Raw genomic sequence first — 21,380 nt, 5'->3', positions numbered from 1 at the left:
TATGGTGAGTCTAAAAATGCCGAAGCATTTCAGAGCTGTGTTGAGTGACAATGAAGTCGTGTGATAAAATAAGGGCATGAATAACGTCCTTGATGAAATTATTGATCTCATGAGCGGCGCAAGTACTCGACAAATGGAAACCGGAGTACCGGGGCTAAGTATGATTAAGGGAGACATCCCCGCTCATCAACTCGCATCGCTCTACGAGCCGATGATTGGTTTTACGGTTCAAGGAACAAAGGTTCTTTCCATCGGGGAGCGCAGCACTGACCTGAAAGGGCCATCATATTACGTGTTGCCGGTGCATGTTCCTGCAAAAGCGAGTGTACATCCAGACCGCGAGGGCCGTCCTTACATGTCCCTTGGTCTTATGTTGAACCAGAATGTTCTTCAGAGTTTATTGAGAGATCTTCCTGAAAATCAATTACCGACTGCTTCAGAGCATTTCGCAGCTTGTGAAATGGACATTGAATTTATGGAGGCATGGCTGCGCTTATTGCGTTTATCCAAAACATCAAGAGACATTCCTGGTCTTGCACCAGCTTATGAGCGCGAAATCCTATATCGCGTTCTAATGGGACCGCAAGGATGGTATCTGAGGCAATTTGGTCTACGGGAAAGTAATCTATCTAAGATTCCCCAGTGTATAAAATGGTTTCGCAATAATTTTATGAAGCCAATAGACATTGGCGAGATGGCATCAAAATCTGGCATGGCTATAAATACCTTTCACCGTCAGTTTAAAAGGGCAACGGGTTTAAGTCCTATTCAATTTCAAAAGCAATTAAGGCTTTTGGAGGCTAGAAGCCTCATTGCATTTGAGGGCTATCCAGTAGCCAGTGCCGCATATCAAGTTGGCTATCAAAGTCCCTCGCAGTTTAATCGAGAATACTCTCGTTTCTTCGGTTCATCTCCAGCTCGGGACACTGAGAATCTAAGACGTATCGAAAGCACAAGGGATTAAAATACCGGGCTTCTTTTTTGTGTACTCCACACATGTGGAGTGCTGTTCGCTGCTGGTAAGAAACGTTTGAATACAAGGCGCATCGGCGATCAGCCCTTCCTTAAATATGGAAGGGCTTTTATCCCGTTCAACAAGTGGATGACGCTCGAAGAGGGTCTACGTCAATTCGTAAACGAAGTTCAGGCTTAATGGAGCGTTGTGAAACAGAGGTTGATCCCGAAGGTCTTATGCGACCGGAGGGATTGCGTCTTTTTTATGCGGGGTAAGGAAAGTTTGGAGAATGTTTGGGGAATAGTACTTCATTATGAACCGTAATGGAGCGTAGAGGAATGAAAGTATTATCCATGATTCAACCGTGGGCGGCTCTGCTTGTCCAAGGCGAGACACTCTATGAAACAAGATCCTGGAAGACCCGGTATCGCGGACCGTTGGCCATTCATGCAAGCCGGAAAGTCGACAAGCAGGCCTGCAAATATGAACCCATCCGTTCTTTGCTCGCCAAGAATGGCTATACGGAACAAAACCTCCCTACGGGGGTTATCCTTGCAACCTGCGAGCTTACGAATTGTTATCAAGTCATCGACGCTGATGATACGTCAGCCATTCTGGATTGCGGGGAGGTCGTGACGGGGGATGACTTCCTGTTGGGCGATTACAGTCCAGGTTATTTTGCGTGGGAAATAGCGGGTTTTCGTCTGCTTAAGCCCTATATTCCCGTGAAGGGAAAGCTGGGACTATGGGAATATCCGATAGGCGAAGAGTTGATGGTAGGATCGACGGAAATAATCCATTAATGGAGGTTCTGACTTGACCAATCACTTATTTTCTCCTTATGAAATTAAAGGGCTGCAATTGAAAAACCGGGTAGTCATGGCGCCCATGTGCCAATATTCCGTAACCGCCAGGGATGGCAAACCCAACGAATGGCATTACGTTCACTATCTTAGCCGCGCAATTGGCGGTGCAGCGTTGATCATCATGGAAATGACGGATGTTGAGCCGGATGGCCGAATAACCGACTTTGATTTAGGGATTTGGTCCAATGACCATATTCCGGCATTTGCCCGAATTATTGATGGGGTTCATGCTCACGGGGCCAAGATCGGGATTCAGATTGCTCATGCCGGCCGAAAAGCGGAAGATGCTGAAGAGCCAGTGGCCCCTTCCGCTATCCCATATCCGGGATCCCGCTATAAGATGCCCCGCGCACTTACAGTCGATGAGATCAATCAGATGGTACAGCTCTACGCCGATGCAGCCCGCCGGGCTGTACAGGCAGGCGTAGATATGATTGAGCTTCATGGGGCGCACGGATATTTAATTCATCAGTTTCAATCCCCTTTTACGAACAAACGCGAAGATGCGTATGGACAAGACCTGACCAAATTTGGGGTGGAGGTCATACAGGCGGTCAAAAAGGAAATGCCTGCAGATATGCCGTTATTTTTCCGAATCACTGCCGTAGAGTACGCGGATGGAGGTTATGGCATGGAACATGCCATAATGTTATCTAAAGCTTACCATGCAGCAGGTGCAGATGTTTTTCATGTAAGTTCTGGCGGGGAAGGACCCGTAGGGGAAAGAAAGCCCGGCAACTACCCAGGCTATCAAGTTCCTTTCGCACGCAAAATTCGGGAGGCTCTTGGGGTGCCCGTCGTCGCTGTAGGCATGCTTGAGGACCCGGCACTTGCCCAATCCGTCGTCTGCAGCGAAGAAGCGGATTTAGTGGCGATCGCCCGTGGCATGCTTCGAGATCCTTACTGGACTATCCATGCTGCTCAATCGCTTAGAAGTGAATATGCCCCCATTCCAAAGCAATATGAGCGGGCTTATCATTAAGGGGAAAATAGGGAGGCTATCGTAATGTCATTGAAAGAGAAGCGAGTCATCGTTGTAGGAGGCACATCAGGCATTGGATTATCGACTGCCAAGGCATTTCTGGATGAAGGGGCCAAGGTAGTGATCGCAAGCCGTTCTGCTGCCAAGCTCTCGGAAGCCAAACAAACGCTTGGCGGGAATGTGGAAGCTTACGAGCTGGATTTTCGGAGTGAAGAGAAAGCCGCGGAATTTTTCGAAAAGGTTGGCAAGTTTGATCACTTGGTCATCACCGCTGGCGAAGGCGCGATGGGTGAGTTCCGCGAATTGCCGGTTGAACAGGCGCAAACGGCCTTCGACAGCAAGTTCTGGGGGCAGTACATCACCGTTAAAGCGGCTATCCCCTATTTGAACCAAGAAGGTTCCATCTCCTTGACTTCCGGCGTTTACGGCAAACGGCCTCCGAAGGGGGCATCCACGCTGGCTGCGATCAACTCGGCGTTGGAGGGGTTGATGCGGGGATTGACGGTGGATCTTGCCCCGATTCGGGTCAATGTGGTTTCTCCCGGAATCGTAGATACGCCTGTCTACGCAGGCATGCCGGAGGAAGACCGGAAATCCATGTTCAACGCCATTGCGCGCCAATTGCCTGTCGGACGGATCGCGCAGCCGGAAGATATTGCCGAAGCTTATGTTTACCTTGCGAAAAACGGATTCACCACTGGCTCCGTTATCCTGATTGAGGGCGGGGCGCTCCTGTCCTAAACTCAGTACGTAAAACCTAGTAAAGATGCACGGAGAAGGTCATGAATATCTACGCGAGTAGAGTTCATGGCCTATTTTTCAAACAAGCTTTAACGAAAGGGCGTAGGATTGATTTTTAGGATAATTCATTCGATTAGAGGATAGGAGAATAAAGCGGTGGACGATGCCATTATTCTCAAGTGATTAAAAAAAACGGATTCCCGACTCCTGTCGCAAAAGGTGATGAAATCCTGCGAATGAGGGAGTGAACGTGAGATAAACCCTTAAAACCGAGGGACGGGCAGTTTTAGGCACGGATATTGACTTTACTTTAGGTAGTAACTATAATGGTTACAACGGTGGTGATGCACTTGAAACAAATAAGCACTCGCTTTTCTATTGCTGTTCACATCCTTTCCCTGATTGCGGTCAGTCCAAACGAATGTACGGGGGACTTCATTGCGGGCAGCGTAAATACAAACCCCGTTATAATCCGGAGAATTATGGGGATGTTAAAAAAAATGGGGTTAGTGGAAGTACGGCCTGGGGTTGGAGGTGCTTCTCTACTCAAGGCACCTGAGGAAATTACGCTTCTCGATGTTTATCGGGCTGTAAATGTGATTGAAGACAACCAATTATTCCGTTTTCACGCAGATCCGAATGAGCGATGTCCAGTCGGGGCGAACATTGAGTCGGTTCTCCAATCCGAGTTGAATGAGGCTCAATCCGCTATGGAACACAGGTTGGCGCAAACGACTTTGAGCCAACTCACACCAAGGTTCAAATAAATGAGAGCTCCTTATAAGAGAGCTTTTATTTTATAGACTTGTTGTAACTAATGCTGTTATAACAATGGGTATTACAACAAAATATAAGTGGAGGAATAGAAGATGAAAATGTTGGTCACAGGTGCGACAGGGAAATTGGGAACTATAGTTGTAGAGACGCTATTGAAATCTGTACCGGCGAGTGATTTGGCTGTCAGTGTCCGCGATCCAGAGAAAGCAGAAGGATTGCGAGTTCGTGGAGTAGAAGTTCGTCAAGGAGATTTTGACCGTCCAGAAACATTGGATGCTGCTTTTGCAGGTATCGATCGTCTATTGATTATTTCTGCGGATGGAGACAATGAAACAAGAATTCGGCAGCACACAAATGCTGTTGCTGCTGCAGAGCGTGCTGGAGTTAAATTCATTGCATATACAAGTGCAACGAATGCAAACGAAAGCAAGTTATTCCTTGCTGAAGTACACCGTGTCACAGAACAAGCCATCGTCAAAACGGGCATTCCTTACTCCTTCTTACGCAACAACTGGTACTTGGAGAATGAAATTGCGAGCATTCAAGGCGTGATGGCAGGAGCTCCTTGGGTGACCTCCGCTGGATCTGGCAAAGTGGGTTGGGCACTGCGGCAAGATTACGCGGCGGCGGTTGCAGCCGTATTGGCGGGGAACGGACACGACAATACCATTTATGAACTTTCGGGTAAGCTGATGACTCAAGAAGAACTGGCATCTGCTCTTGGCACGGTATTAGGCAAGGAAGTGCCTTTCCAACAGGTCGATGACGCCGCTTATGCCGACATCATGAAAGGCGCAGGTGTACCCGACTTCGTTATCCCTATTCTCGTAAGTATCCAGCAAGCCATTCGAGAAGGCGCACTGGAGCTCGAAAGCAATGATTTCGAAAAGCTGCTCGGTCGTCCAGCTACGCCAATTAGCGAGGCCCTGACTCAACTAGTGAACGAAATCTCTTAAACAAAATAACTGAACTTTATTGAAAACCGACCTTTCGTAATGTGAGGTCGGTTTTCGATTTATAGGTTCAAATCTTGACGGCCAGCACGGGCGACGGACAAGCTGTCCTGACCTGGAATGCCGCGCAGGGAGCTGTGGCTTACAGTGTCTATCAAGGGACGGAAGCGGTCAGCGTGGACTGCGAGGTAGACAGCCTGACGATCGCGCCGAGCGTGGCGGACACGGGATATGGAATCGTTGCAGTCAGCTGTATGACAGCGTGGGCTTGCTGATCAACGGTCCCCAGTGAAAAAATGATCGTTGGCAGACTCTATTTACCCAGCACAAGCTCCGAATTTTGCATGATTAGTGTAAATCTGAACACTCTGGATATTTGCAAAGTGACGCTAGGAGCAAGGCATTATCCTGGCGTCTTTATTTTTCACTTTATTTGATAGGAAGGATACAGATTCTCAAAGTCGTGACAGTTAAAGTCGAGTCGAAAATCGGGGTAATCATCGATATGTAGCAAGAGTTTATTTATACGAATAAAGGTGCTCTCGCAGAAGAAGCCCGAAGGCTTTTAATGAATGAGCTGAAGCTGATTATCCTTCATTTTCCAATTAGAAAGCTGACTATTGGCAACTTCCGCTTGGAAGATGTTGGTCTCCGAATCGTATATGACTATACTGGCATTCATGGTCTCATTAAGATTTACGCTTGCCAGCGAACCGTTCACTGTTTTGTAGAGTGTTGTTTCCGCTGCTGTGCCTACGGTAGCGACGACTTCTTTGATCCCGTCTTGGTCCACATCAGCCTCGACGGTATTTGCTTCGATATGCAACAGGGCTGGCGGGGAAGTGGTGAGCGATACATAATCTGATATCGGGGCATTGGCTCCAACTGTACCGGTCACTTTAATATAGGATTGACCCAAAGCTTCAACAGTATTTATGGAGTAGTCAATGGCCCCTTCGTACCCAATCTGTCCAACTTCATAGCTTCCCTCTTTGGTTTGGAGAACTGCATACACTGACTTTCCATCGTCATTTTTTTCATAAACCACAACCGTGGAATCATCGAACGCTTTACTTGTCAATTGCAGGGGTTTTTCTAAATCGTCGATTTTGGTTAGCGGCGCGGCAACCGTGGACGGTGTATATTTCACCTGAATCTGCTTGGCGTCAGGTGTCGCAGCTGTGGCCGCAGGCTTTGCCATCGAACGGGCATTATTCATTGCTGAAGGGGGAGAATCTTTCTCTGAAGCCGGGGTGCTGCATCCTGCTAGAACACCTAGGACAATTGATGCTGCTACTGCTTTCTTCATAAAAACCAACCACTCCCTCATGAACTTTTCTTTTTATTTCAAACGACGATTTCTTACTCCATGCTTCACTCTTATAGACGTATCCTTTGAGTATTTGTTAGTTGAAAAACCATTTTTTCAAAATACCATGTCCAGATTGATTCATGCTTCCTCCTCTAAATATGTAAAAATCCTGTATGGACCGGTAGTAAATGAATAAATGAATATTTACAAGCATTGCCTGGTCCCCAAAAGAGGGGTGTTGAATTCCTCTTTTTTGTCGTGGACTAAAAATAGAATTCAGGATAAAACGGACAATTGAGATATAATAGGGCGTGTATGGAATCATAAGCGCTTATCGGGAGCCATTCGGCAGGCTGCCTCTAATCCATTCATCGTTCAAATCGGTTTGAATCTTCTTTTTCGCAACGGGAAGGAACGCATCTCCATGAAGAAACAATTGTTCGTGCTGATCGGCATGGTCCTGATCTTTGCCGCCGCCACCTCTGCGCTCATCTACAACTGGCTCCATCCCGTCGAGGATTACCCTGAGGCGCGAGGGGGGATTCTGGATGCCAGGGATTGGGATTTTGCGCAGCAAGGAATCATTCCACTGCGGGGCGAATGGGAGTTTTATAAGGATGAACTGCTGACTCCCGGTGATTTTGCCGTCCATGGAGAGGAGCTGCAAAGCAAGCGGAGCCTGTTGAGCGTCCCCGGCAACTGGAAGGGAAGCGTCTCGGCCGACGGCTTCGGCGCGGGAACGTACCGGCTGCTGGTGGAGGTGGGCGATGCCGATTTTTACAGCCTGAGGGCCAAGAAAATCCGCATGTCCAGCCGCATCTATATGGCAGGCGACGATCTTGGAGGCAGCGGACGGCCGGACATCGCTCCGGGAGACTTTGTTCCCAGCAACCTGCCGTTCTTCGGGACGGTCAAGGCCGAGAGCCGCAACATCGAAATCATCGTGCAGGTGGCAAGCTACCGCTATCTGCAAGGCGGACTCGTGCAGCCGCCGGAGTTCGGGCTGAGCGGTGAGGTGCTGAACCGGCGAGACAATTCCCGGATGGCCGACATGATTCTCGTCGCCACCCTGCTCGTCTTCGGCATTTATTTCGCAGGCATGTTCAGGCAGTGGGGCCGGGAGCCGTACCTGATCTTCTTCAGCCTGTTCTGTCTGTCGCTGGGCCTGTTTTTCAGCATCGACAACGAGATTGTGCTTGCTTCGCTGCTGCCGTCGATCTCTTTTCTGCCGCTGCAAAAGCTGCTCTTCATCCTGCCGGCGATGTCGATTTTATTTTTCATCTATTACGTCCGGCTTTATCTGGAGGACAAGCCCGGCAAGCGGATGAAGGCGTTCCTGTGGGTCAGTTATCTGTTTCTGGCCGTCCTGCTGGCGATTCCGAATGAGTTTCTGGTTCCGATCATGTGGCCGGGCATTGCGATGCAGCTTCTGGCTTTCGGCTTTATTTTCACGTCGATATTCCGCAATCGGCATCATGGGGTGAGGATCTACTCTATTCTGCTCGGAGCGTTCTTTCTCATTATCAGCTGGGTGTTCGCCCAGACGCGCTATCAGCTGGCTCTGGACAGTCCGTATTATATGATCGTCACGCTGCTGCTCGTCGTATTGTCTCAGTCTTTTCTCATGACGGACCGGATGCGCGAGGCCTATCTGCAGAGCGAACGGCTCGCTCAGCAGCTGCTTGTCTACGATCGGCAGAAGGATGAGTTCCTGGCCAAAACGTCGCATGAGCTCCGGACGCCTCTGCACGGCATCGTCAATCTGTCGCAATCGCTGCTCGACAACACCGACGCCCCGCTCGACTTCAAGCACCGCGACAACATCCGGCTGCTGAATCTGATCGGACGGCGGCTGGCCGGACTGGTCAACGATATTCTCGACATGAACCGGATCCGATACGGGGAGCTGCGGGTGCAGCTCAGGCCCGTCGATCTGTACATCTCGACCGGCTTCGTCATGGAGACGCTGTCGATTGCTCCGGTCCATCCCGATATTCAGCTCATCAACGAATTGCCGCCGGGGCTGCCCCTGGTTCTGGCGGACGAGAACCGGCTCCGGCAAATCCTGCACAATTTGCTGGAAAACGGGCTTAACTATACGGATCACGGAACGGTATCCATATCGGCCGAGCGGCAAGGGAAGATGCTCGCCGTCACGGTCAGCGATACCGGCAGAGGCATTCCGCCGGAGATGCTGGACCGGCTGTTCCAGCCCTTTTTCCAGTACGACGAGGAAGGCGCCCGCTCGCGCAACGGCATCGGGCTTGGACTCGGCATCGCCAGGCAGCTTGTCGAGCTGCAAGGCGGCGTCATGTCTCTGGAATCCGAAGTCGGCCGCGGCTCGCGGTTCATGTTCACGCTGCCTGTTGCCGGGAGCGCGGAACTGGAGGCGGCGGCTTCTGAGGAATATGCTGCTGCGGGAGACGCCGATACGCAGCTTGCCGGCACTCAATATGCAGGTGTGGAATATGGCGGCGTCGACAATATGGACGACCATCATCATTCCATCCATGACTCCGGCCCCCGGAAGGAAGGCGACGGGGAGGAGACGTTCCACATTCTGATCGTCGACGACGAGCCTTCCAATCTGAAGGTGGCGATGGATGCGATCTCTTCCATGAAGCATTCCTTCACGGCGGCGAGGGGAGGCCGGGAGGCGCTCGAGGCGCTGCGGAGCCGCAAGCCGGATCTCGTGCTGCTGGACTTGATGATGCCCGGCGTGTCCGGCCTGGACATCTGCCGGGAGATCCGGTCGCTGCAAGGTCTGGCCGAGCTCCCGGTGCTCATGCTTACTGCGTCGGGGCAGGCGGGAGAGATCCTCGCCGCCTTTGCCGCCGGAGCCAACGATATTTTGCAGAAGCCGTTCGAGCTTGCGGAGCTGAAGGCCCGCGTCCAGTCGCTGCTGGCGATGAAAAGCTCCTCGGAGCAGGCGGTGCGCCGGGAGATGGATTTCCTGCAGACGCAGATTACGCCGCATTTCCTGTACAACACTTTGAATGCGCTGGTCGGACTCAGCTATAAGGATGTGGACAAGCTGCGGGAGACGATCCAGCATCTGACCACCTATCTTCGCGCCAAGTTCACCTTCGTCCTGCAGGGTGAGGCGGTTCCGCTGGAGCGGGAATTGGAGCTGGTGCGGGCCTATCTGGCGATCGAGCAGCTGCGCTTCGGCCGGCGCCTCCAGGTCCGGTATTCGATTGACGAAGGCGTTCAGTGCCTGCTGCCGCCGCTGACGCTGCAGCCGATCGTGGAAAATGCCGTCCGGCACGGCATCGGGCCGAAGCCCGAGGGGGGGACGGTGGATATCCTTGTCCGCAAGGTCGGGGATATCGTGGAGATTGTCGTCGAGGATGACGGCGTCGGCATGGACAAGGATATGCTGGCTCGTCTGGAGGAAGGGCGCGGCGGGGGCGTCGGCATCGGCAATGTCAATCGCCGGCTGCAAATGAGATACGGGCGGAGGCTGGAGATGGCCAGCCATCCGGGATCCGGAACCCGAATGACGATTTTTTTGACGGAGGGGCGACATGCGCAGAGCGATTCTGATCGACGATGAAGAAATGGCGCTCGATGTGCTGGAGATCAAGCTGAACGAGGTCGGCGGAGTGGCTGTCGTCGGCAAATTTCAACTCGTCGGCGAAGCGCTTCGTCTGTGCGAGTCGCTGCGTCCCGAGCTCATTTTCCTGGATATCGAGATGCCGGGCATGAACGGTCTGGAGGCTGCCGGGGAGCTTCGCCAACGATGTCCGGATGCCGAAGTGATTTTTGTGACGGCCTATCACCACTATGCGGTGGATGCCTTCGGCACGGAAGCGATCGGCTATCTGCTCAAGCCGGTCGCCAAGGACAAGCTGCTCCAGGCGCTGTCCCGCTACGAGAGCCAGCAAGCCCGGCTTCGGAGGCGCGGCAGCGCAGCGGAGTCGGCCGGCAGCGGCGCGCCGGAGGAGGACAAGCAAGCAAGCGGGCCGAGCAGCCTTGAACGTTCGCAGGCCGACAAGCAGGCGCTGTCGCTGAAGGTGCTGGGAAGCATGGAGCTGTACAGCCCGGACGGCCGCCTGCTCACCTGGCGCACCCGCAAGACCAAGGAGCTGTTCGCCTATCTCTGGCATCATCGGGGACAGCCGGTCTACAAATACGCCATTCTGGAGCATTTATGGCCGGAAGATCCGGCAGAGCGGGCGCAGAAGCTGCTGCATACGTCGCTCTATTACTTGCGGAGCCTGTTGAAGTCGGAGGGCTGCGGGGAGATCGTCCGATACGGCGACGAACGGTATTGGATCGACTCGGCGGCCATCCGCAGCGACCTGGAGGAGCTGCTGGACGGATTGAAGGCAGGCTTTGGCGGAGAAGGCGGACCGCATGTGCTGGCGCTGTATCGAGGCGATTATCTGGAAACGGAACATTATCAATGGGCGGACGCTTATCGGCTCGAGCTGCGCTCCGCCTTCACCGCCGGTCTTCTGGAATGCCTTGATAGAGCGGGCAAGGAGTCCCGTGCGATGCTTCTGAGCAAGCTCGTCGAGCTTGGCCATGGGGAGTACGACGATCTGCTGGCGGACGCCTATGATGGCGGCGGCGACAGGAGCGGCGCGCGCCAAGCGCTGGCCATCAAAGAAAGACATAGGCTGGAAGAGGGCTAGCGCGGAAAAGCCGACATTCCGAAGAAAAAGGCTGTCGAATGTTCATTCGACAGCCTTTTTTGTCGTTTTTTGGAAGAGATGTTGTGAAAATGTTGAGAATGGATCTGCTACAGTAGGCAAAACGCATTCTAGCATAAGGTGGGAGACAGATGAAAAAATGGGGATCTCTGCTGCTTATCCTCTCGATCCTGTTCACATCCGTGCCGACGGCATTCGCAGCCGTCCGAACGGACTGGGATCTGAGAGCTCCGCGCGGCATCGCGACGGACAGCAGCGGAAAATTATATGTGGCGGATCTCAGCAACCATCGCATTCAGATCTACAACCGGGATGAGAGCTTGTACATGACGCTCGGGGTCAAGGGCGTCCTCGGCTCGGACAACGATCATTTCAATACGCCGAAAGCAGTGGCCGTCGACCAGACGACAGGAGATATCTATGTCCTGGATTATTCCAATGCCCGCATTCAGGTGTTCGGGAGCCAGGGAGCCTATATCCGGTCCATCGCCCTTCCCAGCGGGAATCCCGTGCCGGAGGCGATAGCGCTTGACGGCAGAGGCCATATATTCGTCACGGACCAGAACTATCTGGTCTATCGCTTCAATACGAATGGCACCGGCTACAAGCTCATCGCCAATTCGCCGCAGCTCGCCGACAGGCCGATGGGAATCGCGGCCGATTCCAAGGGCAATCTGTACATCACGCAATATTGGACCAGCACCGTGGTCGTGTATGCGTACAACAGCGCTGCGGACACGTACGCCCCTCAGAAGACGATCGGGGAAAAGAATGTGTCCGGAACCGACAACGCTCATTTCAACAAGCCTTGGGGAGTGTCCATCGACCGCAACGACCGCATGTACGTCTCCGACGGCGGCAACAAGCGGGTGCAGGTGTACAACAGCAACGGCAGCTACGCCATGACTCTTGCCGACGCGAACCTGGTCGAGCCCTCCCAGGCGACCTCGGACAGCGACGGCAACGTGTATGTGGTTGACGGCAATAAGTCCCAGCTTCTATTGTTCAATGCACAGGGGAATTTCGTGAAAATTCTCGGTCAGAATACCGCTCCGACCTTCGAGGGAAGCCAAGCAGCACTGACGGTAGCCCAGAATGCTTCCCCTGCCGATATCAAAACCCTGCTGCGCGTCAATGACAGCGACACGGGGCAGACTCTGACCTGGGCGCTGACGGCAGCTCCGGCGCATGGTACGGTGAGCTTCGGGCAGACAACGGCCGCAAGCGGAGGCTCGGGGCTTGCGCCGACCGGCGCGATGACGTATCAGCCGGCTGAAAACTATTTCGGCTCCGACAGATTCACCGTGACAGTAAGCGATGGAGCAGGGGGCACGGCAGCCCGGACGATCACTGTAACCGTGAAGCAGCAGGCGTCAACTCCGACAGCTGATCTGGCCAGCGGCACTGTCGTGCCGGACAACAGCTATGTTGTCCTGAGCACGGCAACGGCTGGCGCGACGATCTATTACACGCTCGACGGAACGGCGCCGACAACGGGAAGCCCTGCCGGCACAAGAGTGGGCATCAGCGGCGCTCCCGGAGATATCGTGACGGTCAAGGCGATGGCTGCGGGACCGAACCTTGTCTCCAGCGATACGGCCACCTTCACGTACATCATCGAAACGCCGGCGCCGACGGATCTGACGGCGAGCGCAGGCGACGGACAAGCTGTGCTGGCCTGGAATGCGGCGCGGGGAGCGGTGGCCTACAGCGTCTATCAAAGGACGGAAGCGGGCAGCTACGGGCCGGCTCCAGTCGCGACTGTCGAGGGCACCTCTTATACCGCAGCGGGCTTGAATAACGGAACGACCTATTCTTTCAAAATCAAGGCTGTCCTTCCGAGCGGCGGCGGCGGTTATTCCAATGAAGCCACCGCGACGCCGATGTCCGGCAATACAGATCTGACTGGCCTTTCCTTGTCGGCGGGCGAGCTGAGCCCGGCCTTCTCGACCGGAACGAGACACTACACGGTCAGCGTGGGCAGCGGGGTGGACAGCCTGACCATCGCGCCGAGCGTGGCGGATACAGTATACGGAACCGTTACGGTCAGCGTGTATGACGGCGCGGGCTTGCTGGTCGACGGTCCCCATGTCCTGCACGGCGGCTTGGAATCGCCGGCATTGCCTCTGGCCGAAGGGGACAATAGAATCGACCTCTTGGTGAGCGCGCAGGACGGCAGCACCATGACCTATACGCTGACGGTGTCGCGAGCGGCACCGGCAACACCGACACCGGCGCCTTCGGAAGAACCGACAGAACCGCCGACCGAAAAACCGACTGAATCATCAACGCCGACTCCAACACCGACTCCAACACCGACACCGACTCCATCCCCGGACTCGGATGGAGATCAGAGCGGCAAGGCTTCTGCCCGGCCTTCCCCGACACCTGCCGCTTCGCCCGGCTTGAGCGTGACGGTGAACGGGCAGCCGAAGGATCAGCTTGTGACCGTATCGACTGAAAGTGTGAACGGACAGACGATGCTCAACGCGACAATGGACTCCGCCAAATTGCTGGCTCAGCTTGCGGCCTCAGGGAGCGAGCCTCGGATTGTCATTCCGGCCGCAGGCGAGAAGGTCGATGGAGTATCCGTCGTTCTGGCCGGCGACCTCGTCAAGGCGATGGGCGGCCGCAACGCCGTGCTTGAAGTGCAGTCCCCGAGCGGCAGCTACACGCTGCCGGCGGCACGATTGGATATGGATCGCCTGTCGGCTCAGCTTGGCGCCGCGGACCGGCTCTCAGAGATAACGGTTCGAATAAATGTCGTCAAGGGCGATGCGGCGATGGCAGCGCGGGCGGAAAAGGCAGGCGTCAACAATGGCTTCAGCGTGGTCGCGGCACCTGTGGAATTCATGGCGACGGCATCCTACAACGGAAAAAGCATCGATGTCGACCGCTTCGGCTCCTATGTGAAACGTGAAATCCCAGTGCCTGCAGAAGCGGATCCGGCCCGAATAACGACCGCGATCGTTCTGGACAAAGACGGAACGGCAAGGCATGTGCCGACCTTCATCCAGAAGAGGGATGGAAGCTACTATGCCATCGTCAACAGCTTGACGAACAGCGCCTATGCGCTCATCTATCATCCGGTCGCATTTGCCGATGTTGCGGGGCACTGGTCCGAGTCGGCTGTGAACGACCTTGCCTCCCGAATGGTGGTCAACGGCGTCGACGCCGCGCATTACAAGCCTGATGCGCCTGTCACCCGTGCCGAAATCGCCGCTATCATCGTGCGGGCGCTCGGCCTTGCTCCGAGCTCCGCAGCCTCCGCGTTCACCGATGTCGGCTCCGGCGACTGGTACGCAGGCGCGCTAGCGGCTGCACAGGAGTACAGCCTTGTCAAAGGCGAAGGGGATGGCACCTTCGGCCCGAGCCGCAACGTAACCCGCGAGGAAGCTCTGACCATGCTGGCCAGAGCGATGACGCTGGCCGGTCTTGACGTCAAGAGCGGAAATGATATCGGCGATGTCCTGGCTCCGTTCGCCGACGGCGGCAAGGTCAGCGTATGGGCGCAGCAATCCGTCGCTGCCGCTCTGAAGCTCGGACTGGCGCAAGGCTCCGGCAAGGGGCTGGAGCCGAAGCGGCCGATCACCAGAGCGGAGACGGCAGCCCTCGTGCAGCGGCTGCTCGTCAAAGCCCAATTGATCGACACGATTCAATCACGATAAGGCAATGAAAGGCCCCGGGCGGTTGCCCGGGGCCTTTCATTGGTTTTATTCCAGATGGAGCGGCCTATTTGAAGGCCGAATAAGGAATGACAAACTCCGGCATGCCTTCCGCATAGGAGGTGTACTCGTACTGGGTGAAGTAAATGACGATTCCGTTGCGGTTGAGGAAATAGTCCCGGTCCGCCTCGATGGTCTGGAACGGTACCATCAAGTCCATGTGCCGATTTTTAATCTGGTCCTTGATTTCCTTGTTGATCGCCGACACATAGTTTTCCTTGCCGCCGGCAGCCTCTTTCAAGGAAAGCACGTCGCCCGTCGCGAGATCGAAGGTGTAAGGCTGGCGGACCGTCATGCCATGCGCTCCCCCGGTATAGACGTAGTAGTCCACGTAGAGGCTCAATTTTCCCTTTTCGTTATAGGAGACCGTGTATTGGCCATCCAGGCTCGGCGTGCGGACATCGGCTTTCGGGTTGCCGGCCAGAATCTTCATGTTCTCTTTGGCTTGAGGGTCCATCTCCTTGGAGCCTTCCGCCACGTTCCGGTCCGCTTCTTTCTTCAAGAAGGCATTGATCTTGTTTTGCACGGCCGTGTCGCTATAACCCGACAAGACGGGATAGTACACATGGATCGACTTGCCGCCTTCCTCCGAGGCGATAGCTTCCGTGCCGATCTTCAGCTTGTTTTCCTGAACGGCATGAATGCCGATCATTTTGCTGGCTTGCTCATAGGAGACGGCATAGCCCATCTGCTCCAGCAGGACTCGGAGCGGCAGATACGTCGTATTATTCTGCACGATCGCTTCCGATCCGTTGTAAATAGGCTGCCCGTTGAGCTTGAAGCTGCTGTCCTTCAAGCCGATCTGCAGGACACGGTCTCTTCCCGTTATTTTCACCGTATCGGCTGCCTTCTCGTACATCGTGCTCAGGCCGAGGCTGGCGTTCAGGCTGCGCAGCGCGATGTACGTCGTATTGTCTTTATGGATCGTAGCGATGCTCGTTCGTTTTCCTTCGATGCTGAATGGCGTCGCAGTGGTCTTGAGAATTGGGCTGGCTTTTGCCGCGGCTGCTTGCCCGGCAGGCAAGGACAGCGCCATCGGCGCCGTCAGAAGAGCGGCTGTCAGCGTGGCCGCGAGCAGATTTCTTTTCCGGTTTTTTTTATTCATGTCCAACATTCCTTTCTCATGCTAGTCAACTGCCTATCGGGTTGATTACCCTCCATTAACGAAGGCTATTCGGCAAATGTTGCAAGTCCTAAAAAACCAGCCCCGGCATAAATATGCTGATGAGGAGTGTGAGGGTATGGACAAGATGGCGCAGCGTTTTTACCAGTTGAAGCAGAAGCAGAAAGAGATCGAGCAGGAGCTGTCCGAGCTCCGCAGCGGAATCATCCAGCATTGTCTGGAGCTGGCGGCGCCCGAGCTTGAAGCGGGAAGCTATAGGATCAAGCTGGTTTCACAGGAGCGCAAGGAATACGACGATAAGAAGCTGTACGAGGCATTGCCCGACCCCGAGCTGTGGCGGCTGCTTTCCAAGGCCGATTCGGCCAAGATCGCGAGCCTGGTCAAGCTGAACGTTCTAACGGAAGAGAGCCTGAAGGACACGTATTCGGTTAAAAAAGTGACGCTGCTGCAAGTGGACAGGAAATAGGGGGAAGTCGATTTCTCCCGGCGGAGATTTGGAAGGACGGATGCATTGCAGGCAGCCTGATGATCCGAAGCAGTAGGGAACCGCAGCAAACGGCAGCCTTTCCTGGTTCCCGGAAAGGCCCAACAAAAGAAAAAGACAGGGGGAGCACATTCCCGCCTGTCTTTCCTATTGTCTTGGGTTATTTGACGATGCCTTGGTCATCCGCAACCGCAAAGTTGTAGTTCACCGAGCGGACGATCCTCTCGCCTTTGTCGGTCACGCCCTCCACGTCGAAGGAGATGTTGTAGATGCCGGGCTCGGCTGGCGCTGTCAGAGGCATGTTCAGGCTGCCGTCGACGGCCAGGTCCGGAAGCTGGCGGGTAGAGGAGAAGGATGCCGGGCGGCCGGGGACCGATTTGGTCAGCTTGGGACGTTTGACGCTGCCTTTGATCGGCTTGCCGAAGTCGACGGAGAGCTGGACCGCTTCGCCTTTGCGGACCACTTTTCGGCTCGCCTTCAGCTTCGCGGGGGCCGAGCCCTCGATCTGCGCCATCGCGAAGAAGGCGTCGTTTTTGCCGTCCAGCTTCAGGCTCCATTCCCCCGCCTCGGGCCGCATGACCTGGAATGCCCGGCGGACCGCCTTGCCGAAGATGCCGTCGGGATCGCTGTCCGCCGGAGCGGCCACGGAAGGATAGACTTGCCCCGACGGGGAAACGAGAGTCAGCGATGTGTCCTCCCGGCTCGTCATGACTTCCAGAGCGACGCTGCCGATTCCGCTCTCGAGCGGGAATGAGACGGCCGATGAGCCGTCCACGGGGCCGCCGCGCAGGATCAGGTCGGCATCCTGCCCTTCTGCGTTCGCCGCCAGAGACGGCGAACCGAGTGTTGCTTGCAGCTGCCCGGAAGCAGCTGCTTCCGGCGCTGCTTGCGGCTGTCCGCTCGGCATTGCGGCTCCGGATGGGGCAAGAGCGGCCGTGGCCAGCTTCAGCTTCGGCTGCACGAGGCTCCACGTCTGGGAGGCTCGCGCCATGGCGCTGTGCGAGATGTTCTTGGTAAAGCTCTGAATGCCGTAGGGCAGACCCATGGCGGAATATACGGATACTGCGCCGTCATCCTCGCCCGGAAGAACGGCATGGGCGAACCAGTAGCTGGTGAAGATGCCGTCGTCTCCCTCGCCCCCGGACATATAGGTCTTGGTCGCGTTCACTTCCGGCTTGACGTCGGTCTGGGCGCGGAAGCCCGCCATATAGGACGTCTGCAGGGAATAGACGGCGTCATCCTGCTGTCCCATGATCGCGCCGAGCCAGGAAGTCCAATTGCTGTAGGCCATGTCCGCCAGCTCCGAGCCCCGGTTCGGTGTCGAGAGCTGATGGACCACGTTCACGTAAGGGGAAGCCCCGTAATAGACGAGCGCCGTCTGCGTGTCGATGCCGCCTTTGGAGTGGGCGATGATGTTGAGCTTGGGCACGTTGTAATAAGCAGCGACCTTGCGGATCAGGGAGGCGAGAATGGGGCCGTTCTTCCACATGTCTCCGCCCGGACCGTCGGCATCGGGAAGCTGCACGAACGCCGTCCGGTACCCGGCATTATAGGCGGCGTCATAGTAGCTGTCGGTCCCGATCCAGCGCTCGTACGTAGAATGAAGCCCCTGGACGAACAGCAGGACGGGCTTGTCGGACGAGGCTTGGGACGGCACCGCGCCGGTGTACCAGTTGCCGGATTGGCCGGCGGCGTTTTCTTTGTGCAGCAGCGGGGCCGGAGCGGCGTGGATCGCTTGGGGAAAAGCCAAGGCTGCCCCCATGACCAGCGCAAGCGCGGCTTTTTTTGTTCTCAACGTAAATCTCTCTCCCTTCGGCTGATGGAATCGTTTTCCATATCCAAAGTAAATGAGAAAGATTTACGGAGTATTCGAACGAAATGAAGGTTCTACGAAGACGGCCCGGTCCACAGGCGGCTGGAGCCGCGTCAACGGAGCGGATCCTTCCGGAGGTGCCTCAGCACCATCTCTTCCATCTGATCCAGAATCCGCTGATATTCGCCTTCATCGCCGTCCACCATGAAGTTGACGGCGAGGCCGTCTCGGACGGACCAGAATATATACGACGCCGCGGATTCATCCAGATCGGGGCGGAATTCCCCGCTTGCCTTGCCTTCGGCCAGCAGCCGCCCGACAATGCCGAGTCCCTTGTCCCGGTAGTTGTTATGCATGCCGACCAGCTCGGGATTGCGGGAAATATAGACCATGAATTCGAGGTGGAAGGTCAGCCATTTCCGCAGGTCGGCCAGCGACTGGTTCCGGAAGCGGGTGAACAAGCTCTGTATTTTAGCCGTGGCTCCGTTCAGCCGGTTGAACGGGCCGTGCACGATTTCGGCCATTTCATCCATGCGGCTGTGGGCCAGCTCGATGTACATTTCTTCCTTGCTGGAGAAATATCCGTACAGGGCGCCCTTGCTCATGCCCGAGCGGCGGACGATATCGTCCACGGATGTCGCCTGGAAGCCCTTTTCGACAAAACAGTCCAGGGCCGCTTCCAAAATGGAAGTCCGTTTTTCTTTTCGGTACTGCTCGGTAACCTTTGGTGCCATCGTCGATCTCCTTTTGCCTTATGTTTGCTTCCCACGGGATAAGGTTCCTAAGCCATGGAACGATGAAGGATCCATCCGCTAGGGAAATCATAGCATAGATAGGCTCCAATGCAGGCTGGATGCGAGGAAGAAGTTGAATCGGGAAAGGTTGTTCTTGATGTCCAGATCCTTCCTCTTTTATAATAAAGACTGACCAGTCGGTTTTAATTGTTATGGCTCTTATTCTACCACTCATTGCGGAGGGATCAAGCCTTGATTACATTCAAACGTTTGAGCGAATGCACGCTGGAGGAAGCCGTCCACGTATGGAACGAAGGTTTTGCCGGGTATTTTGTTCCGATTGTCATGTCTGTCGAATCGTTTGTGAACCGGCTTGTGCTGGAAGAGCTTTCGCCGGCGCTTTCCTTCATCGCTTGCCGCGACAGCCGCGCTGTCGGCATCGTCCTGAACGGAATCCGCGAGGTGCAGGGCCGCAAGGTCGCCTGGAACGGGGGGACAGGAGTCGCTCAGAAGGAGAGGGGAACCGGAGTCGGCCAGGCGATGATCGACCACGCGCTTGAGCTTTACCGGGAGCAGGGCGTGCACATCGCGACGCTGGAGGCGATCAGCGAGAATCAAAGGGCGATTTCCCTGTACAAAAGCAGGGGATACGAGGTTGTCGACGACATGCTCTACCTGGCCTGCGACTCCAAGCTGCCCGATCTTGCGGCGGACGTGGACGGCTTGACGGCTGTGCCTGGCACCGCGCTGGACTTGAAGCCTTATGAGAGGATGCTTCCGTGGCAGTTCCAGTGGCCGAACTATCGGCGCGACGGACAGTCTCTGCTTGTGCTTGAGCAGGGAAAGCCGGTCGCCTGCGCTCTATATCGGCGGAGCTTCGATCCGGCGGGCGCGGACATCGGCGTTACGATCAGCCAGCTGCGGGTGCTGGACGGCAGAGAGGATCGCGAAGCTCTGCTTCGTTTCCTGCTGGCCCGCATTGCCGAGCCCGGGCGGAGCTCGTACAAGCGGACTGTGCCTATGCTTCGTTCCGACGATGCTCTGCTCCGGCTGCTGACGGAGCTTGGGTTCAAGCCGTCCAATCTGGAGCAAGTGTTCATGATGCAGGAGCTGGAGAGGGAGCGGCTGGATTGAACAGGATCAGGAAGCAGTGAAATCAGCAGCCTCCGTTCGGCGTTATTCCGGATGGGGGCTGATTTTATTTGGCGCCAAAGAGGGGAGAATGAAGGTGAACCCTTTAAAAGGCTTCAAAGCGGGTATATACACATAGACAAGAATCTGAAGGAGGATATGCCATGAGCGATCAATACAAAATGCAGGATCCGACGTCCCAATACCAGAAGGCGGGTCCGGAGTTTCAACAGAAGCAGAATCCGCCGGGCCTGGAAAAGGAAATGACGCCGAAGCCGGATGCAGGGGAGAAGACGTATCGCGGCACCGGCCGCCTCACCGGCCGAAAAGCGGTCGTCACCGGCGCCGACAGCGGCATCGGCCGCGCGGTTGCCATCGCCTTCGCCCGGGAAGGGGCGGATGTCGTGCTCTCCTATTTGCCGGAGGAGGAACCGGACGCCAAGGAAGTCGTGCAGCTGATCGAGGAGGCCGGCCGCAAGGCGGTCGCCATGCCCGGAGACGTGAAGGACGAGGCCTACTGCGAGTCGCTCATCGCTGCCGCGGTGGAGCAGCTTGGAGGCATCGACATCCTTGCCAACGTGGCGGGCATGCAGCAATTCGTGGAGGATATCGCGGATCTGACGACGGAGCAGTTCGACGCCACGTTCAAGACGAACGTCTACTCGCTCTTCTGGCTGTGCAAGGCGGCGGTCAAGCATATGCCTCCGGGCAGCGCGATCATCAACACGAGCTCCATTCAGGCGTACAAGCCCTCGCCTATCCTGCTCGACTACGCTACGACCAAGAGCGCGAACAACACGTTCACCAAGGCGCTTGCCCAGCAGGTCGCTCCCAAAGGCATCCGCGTGAACGCCGTTGCGCCGGGTCCGGTATGGACTCCGCTGCAGATCAGCGGCGGCCAGCCTCAGTCCAAGCTGGCGAAGTTCGGCGAGAATACGCCGCTCGGCCGTCCCGGTCAGCCGGCGGAGATGGCTCCGGCGTATGTGTTCCTGGCGAGCCCGGAATCAAGCTACGTCATCGGCGAGACGCTGAATGCCAATGGCGGAGAGCCGACTCCTTAAGCCGTGCTGCAACCGAATTTCAACAAGCCGACTCCCTGGAGGAGCCGGCTTGTTTTTTTTGATAG

17 protein-coding genes are annotated in these 21,380 nt (G+C 55.6%); 13 read left to right on the top strand and 4 right to left on the bottom strand.

Features of this window, described 5'->3' with window-relative positions; all coding sequences use genetic code 11:
- The first annotated feature begins 76 nt into the window (after positions 1–76).
- The 7 genes from VE23_RS25835 (at position 77) to VE23_RS26485 (ending at position 5,549) form a co-directional block, all read left to right on the top strand.
- The gene (locus tag VE23_RS25835; RefSeq protein WP_084781424.1) at positions 77–964 is read left to right on the top strand and encodes an AraC family transcriptional regulator; all 888 of its coding nucleotides are present in this window, start codon (positions 77–79) and stop codon (positions 962–964) included.
- A gap of 329 nt (positions 965–1,293) precedes the next feature.
- Positions 1,294–1,758 (top strand): ASCH domain-containing protein, encoded by a 465-nt coding sequence (locus VE23_RS12420; RefSeq protein ID WP_048746640.1) that lies wholly within the window; start codon positions 1,294–1,296, stop codon positions 1,756–1,758.
- Positions 1,759–1,771: 13 nt separating this feature from the next.
- Positions 1,772–2,803: an NADH:flavin oxidoreductase/NADH oxidase gene (locus VE23_RS12415; protein WP_084781422.1), complete on the top strand. Its 1,032-nt coding sequence runs from the start codon at positions 1,772–1,774 to the stop codon at positions 2,801–2,803.
- A gap of 24 nt (positions 2,804–2,827) precedes the next feature.
- On the top strand, positions 2,828–3,544 hold the full coding sequence (locus tag VE23_RS12410) for an SDR family oxidoreductase (RefSeq protein WP_049868114.1): 717 nt from the start codon (positions 2,828–2,830) through the stop codon (positions 3,542–3,544).
- 350 nt (positions 3,545–3,894) lie between these two features.
- The gene (locus VE23_RS12405) at positions 3,895–4,311 is read left to right on the top strand and encodes an Rrf2 family transcriptional regulator (RefSeq protein WP_048746644.1); all 417 of its coding nucleotides are present in this window, start codon (positions 3,895–3,897) and stop codon (positions 4,309–4,311) included.
- A gap of 102 nt (positions 4,312–4,413) precedes the next feature.
- On the top strand, positions 4,414–5,277 hold the full coding sequence (locus VE23_RS12400) for an SDR family oxidoreductase (protein ID WP_049868113.1): 864 nt from the start codon (positions 4,414–4,416) through the stop codon (positions 5,275–5,277).
- A gap of 74 nt (positions 5,278–5,351) precedes the next feature.
- Positions 5,352–5,549: a hypothetical protein gene (locus VE23_RS26485; protein ID WP_127508804.1), complete on the top strand. Its 198-nt coding sequence runs from the start codon at positions 5,352–5,354 to the stop codon at positions 5,547–5,549.
- Positions 5,550–5,839: 290 nt separating this feature from the next.
- On the opposite strand, the gene VE23_RS12395 is transcribed toward VE23_RS26485, so the two are convergent.
- Entirely contained in the window at positions 5,840–6,583 is a 744-nt protein-coding gene (locus VE23_RS12395) for a hypothetical protein (RefSeq protein WP_157053948.1), read from the bottom strand.
- A 427-nt stretch (positions 6,584–7,010) separates the two neighbouring features.
- Here VE23_RS12395 and VE23_RS12390 point away from each other — a divergent pair, with 427 nt between their 5' ends.
- The 3 genes from VE23_RS12390 to VE23_RS12380 all read left to right on the top strand — a co-directional run bounded on the left by VE23_RS12390 (position 7,011) and on the right by VE23_RS12380 (position 14,912).
- A complete protein-coding gene (locus tag VE23_RS12390) occupies positions 7,011–10,142 on the top strand; it encodes a hybrid sensor histidine kinase/response regulator (protein ID WP_049868111.1) in 3,132 nt (1,043 codons plus the stop codon).
- The gene (locus VE23_RS12385; RefSeq protein WP_049868110.1) at positions 10,114–11,226 is read left to right on the top strand and encodes a response regulator; all 1,113 of its coding nucleotides are present in this window, start codon (positions 10,114–10,116) and stop codon (positions 11,224–11,226) included. The genes VE23_RS12390 and VE23_RS12385 overlap by 29 nt, the downstream gene beginning before the upstream one ends.
- A gap of 149 nt (positions 11,227–11,375) precedes the next feature.
- A complete protein-coding gene (locus VE23_RS12380) occupies positions 11,376–14,912 on the top strand; it encodes an S-layer homology domain-containing protein (RefSeq protein WP_049868109.1) in 3,537 nt (1,178 codons plus the stop codon).
- A 64-nt stretch (positions 14,913–14,976) separates the two neighbouring features.
- On the opposite strand, the gene VE23_RS12375 is transcribed toward VE23_RS12380, so the two are convergent.
- On the bottom strand, positions 14,977–16,074 hold the full coding sequence (locus VE23_RS12375) for a PdaC/SigV domain-containing protein (RefSeq protein ID WP_049868108.1): 1,098 nt from the start codon (positions 16,072–16,074) through the stop codon (positions 14,977–14,979).
- A 136-nt stretch (positions 16,075–16,210) separates the two neighbouring features.
- On the opposite strand from VE23_RS12375, the gene VE23_RS12370 reads away from it, so the two are divergent.
- Positions 16,211–16,558, top strand: coding sequence for a hypothetical protein (locus VE23_RS12370; protein WP_021878009.1), 348 nt, complete (start codon positions 16,211–16,213; stop codon positions 16,556–16,558).
- A gap of 178 nt (positions 16,559–16,736) precedes the next feature.
- On the opposite strand, the gene VE23_RS12365 is transcribed toward VE23_RS12370, so the two are convergent.
- Positions 16,737–18,338 carry an alpha/beta hydrolase gene (locus VE23_RS12365; protein WP_049869716.1) on the bottom strand — a complete coding sequence of 534 codons (1,602 nt, stop codon included), beginning with the start codon at positions 18,336–18,338 and terminating at the stop codon, positions 16,737–16,739.
- A gap of 164 nt (positions 18,339–18,502) precedes the next feature.
- Positions 18,503–19,123, bottom strand: coding sequence for a TetR/AcrR family transcriptional regulator (locus tag VE23_RS12360; RefSeq protein ID WP_049868106.1), 621 nt, complete (start codon positions 19,121–19,123; stop codon positions 18,503–18,505).
- Positions 19,124–19,375: 252 nt separating this feature from the next.
- On the opposite strand from VE23_RS12360, the gene VE23_RS12355 reads away from it, so the two are divergent.
- Together VE23_RS12355 and VE23_RS12350 are read left to right on the top strand one after the other, a co-directional pair.
- Complete coding sequence (locus VE23_RS12355) at positions 19,376–20,257, top strand: GNAT family N-acetyltransferase (protein WP_049868104.1); 882 nt, start codon at positions 19,376–19,378, stop codon at positions 20,255–20,257.
- A gap of 161 nt (positions 20,258–20,418) precedes the next feature.
- Positions 20,419–21,315 (top strand): SDR family oxidoreductase, encoded by an 897-nt coding sequence (locus tag VE23_RS12350; RefSeq protein ID WP_049868102.1) that lies wholly within the window; start codon positions 20,419–20,421, stop codon positions 21,313–21,315.
- Positions 21,316–21,380: the final 65 nt, after the last annotated feature.

This window comes from Paenibacillus sp. D9 (assembly GCF_001188365.1).
GTDB classification, from domain to species: domain Bacteria; phylum Bacillota; class Bacilli; order Paenibacillales; family Paenibacillaceae; genus Paenibacillus_O; species Paenibacillus_O humicus.
This window is presented reverse-complemented; position numbering and strand designations above follow the sequence as displayed.

Excerpts from the sequence above, each read along its gene's own strand:
- VE23_RS12400 (WP_049868113.1), top strand. The coding sequence starts at position 4,414 with ATGAAAATGTTGGTCACAGGTGCGACAGGGAAATTGGGAACTATAGTT.
- VE23_RS12390 (WP_049868111.1), top strand. The coding sequence starts at position 7,011 with ATGAAGAAACAATTGTTCGTGCTGATCGGCATGGTCCTGATCTTTGCC.
- VE23_RS12350 (WP_049868102.1), top strand. The coding sequence starts at position 20,419 with ATGAGCGATCAATACAAAATGCAGGATCCGACGTCCCAATACCAGAAG.
- VE23_RS12420 (WP_048746640.1), top strand. The coding sequence starts at position 1,294 with ATGAAAGTATTATCCATGATTCAACCGTGGGCGGCTCTGCTTGTCCAA.
- VE23_RS12410 (WP_049868114.1), top strand. The coding sequence starts at position 2,828 with ATGTCATTGAAAGAGAAGCGAGTCATCGTTGTAGGAGGCACATCAGGC.
- VE23_RS12375 (WP_049868108.1), bottom strand. The coding sequence starts at position 16,074 with ATGAATAAAAAAAACCGGAAAAGAAATCTGCTCGCGGCCACGCTGACA.
- VE23_RS12360 (WP_049868106.1), bottom strand. The coding sequence starts at position 19,123 with ATGGCACCAAAGGTTACCGAGCAGTACCGAAAAGAAAAACGGACTTCC.
- VE23_RS12380 (WP_049868109.1), top strand. The coding sequence starts at position 11,376 with ATGAAAAAATGGGGATCTCTGCTGCTTATCCTCTCGATCCTGTTCACA.
- VE23_RS25835 (WP_084781424.1), top strand. The coding sequence starts at position 77 with ATGAATAACGTCCTTGATGAAATTATTGATCTCATGAGCGGCGCAAGT.
- VE23_RS12370 (WP_021878009.1), top strand. The coding sequence starts at position 16,211 with ATGGACAAGATGGCGCAGCGTTTTTACCAGTTGAAGCAGAAGCAGAAA.
- VE23_RS12365 (WP_049869716.1), bottom strand. The coding sequence starts at position 18,338 with ATGGGGGCAGCCTTGGCTTTTCCCCAAGCGATCCACGCCGCTCCGGCC.
- VE23_RS12395 (WP_157053948.1), bottom strand. The coding sequence starts at position 6,583 with ATGAAGAAAGCAGTAGCAGCATCAATTGTCCTAGGTGTTCTAGCAGGA.
- VE23_RS12385 (WP_049868110.1), top strand. The coding sequence starts at position 10,114 with ATGCGCAGAGCGATTCTGATCGACGATGAAGAAATGGCGCTCGATGTG.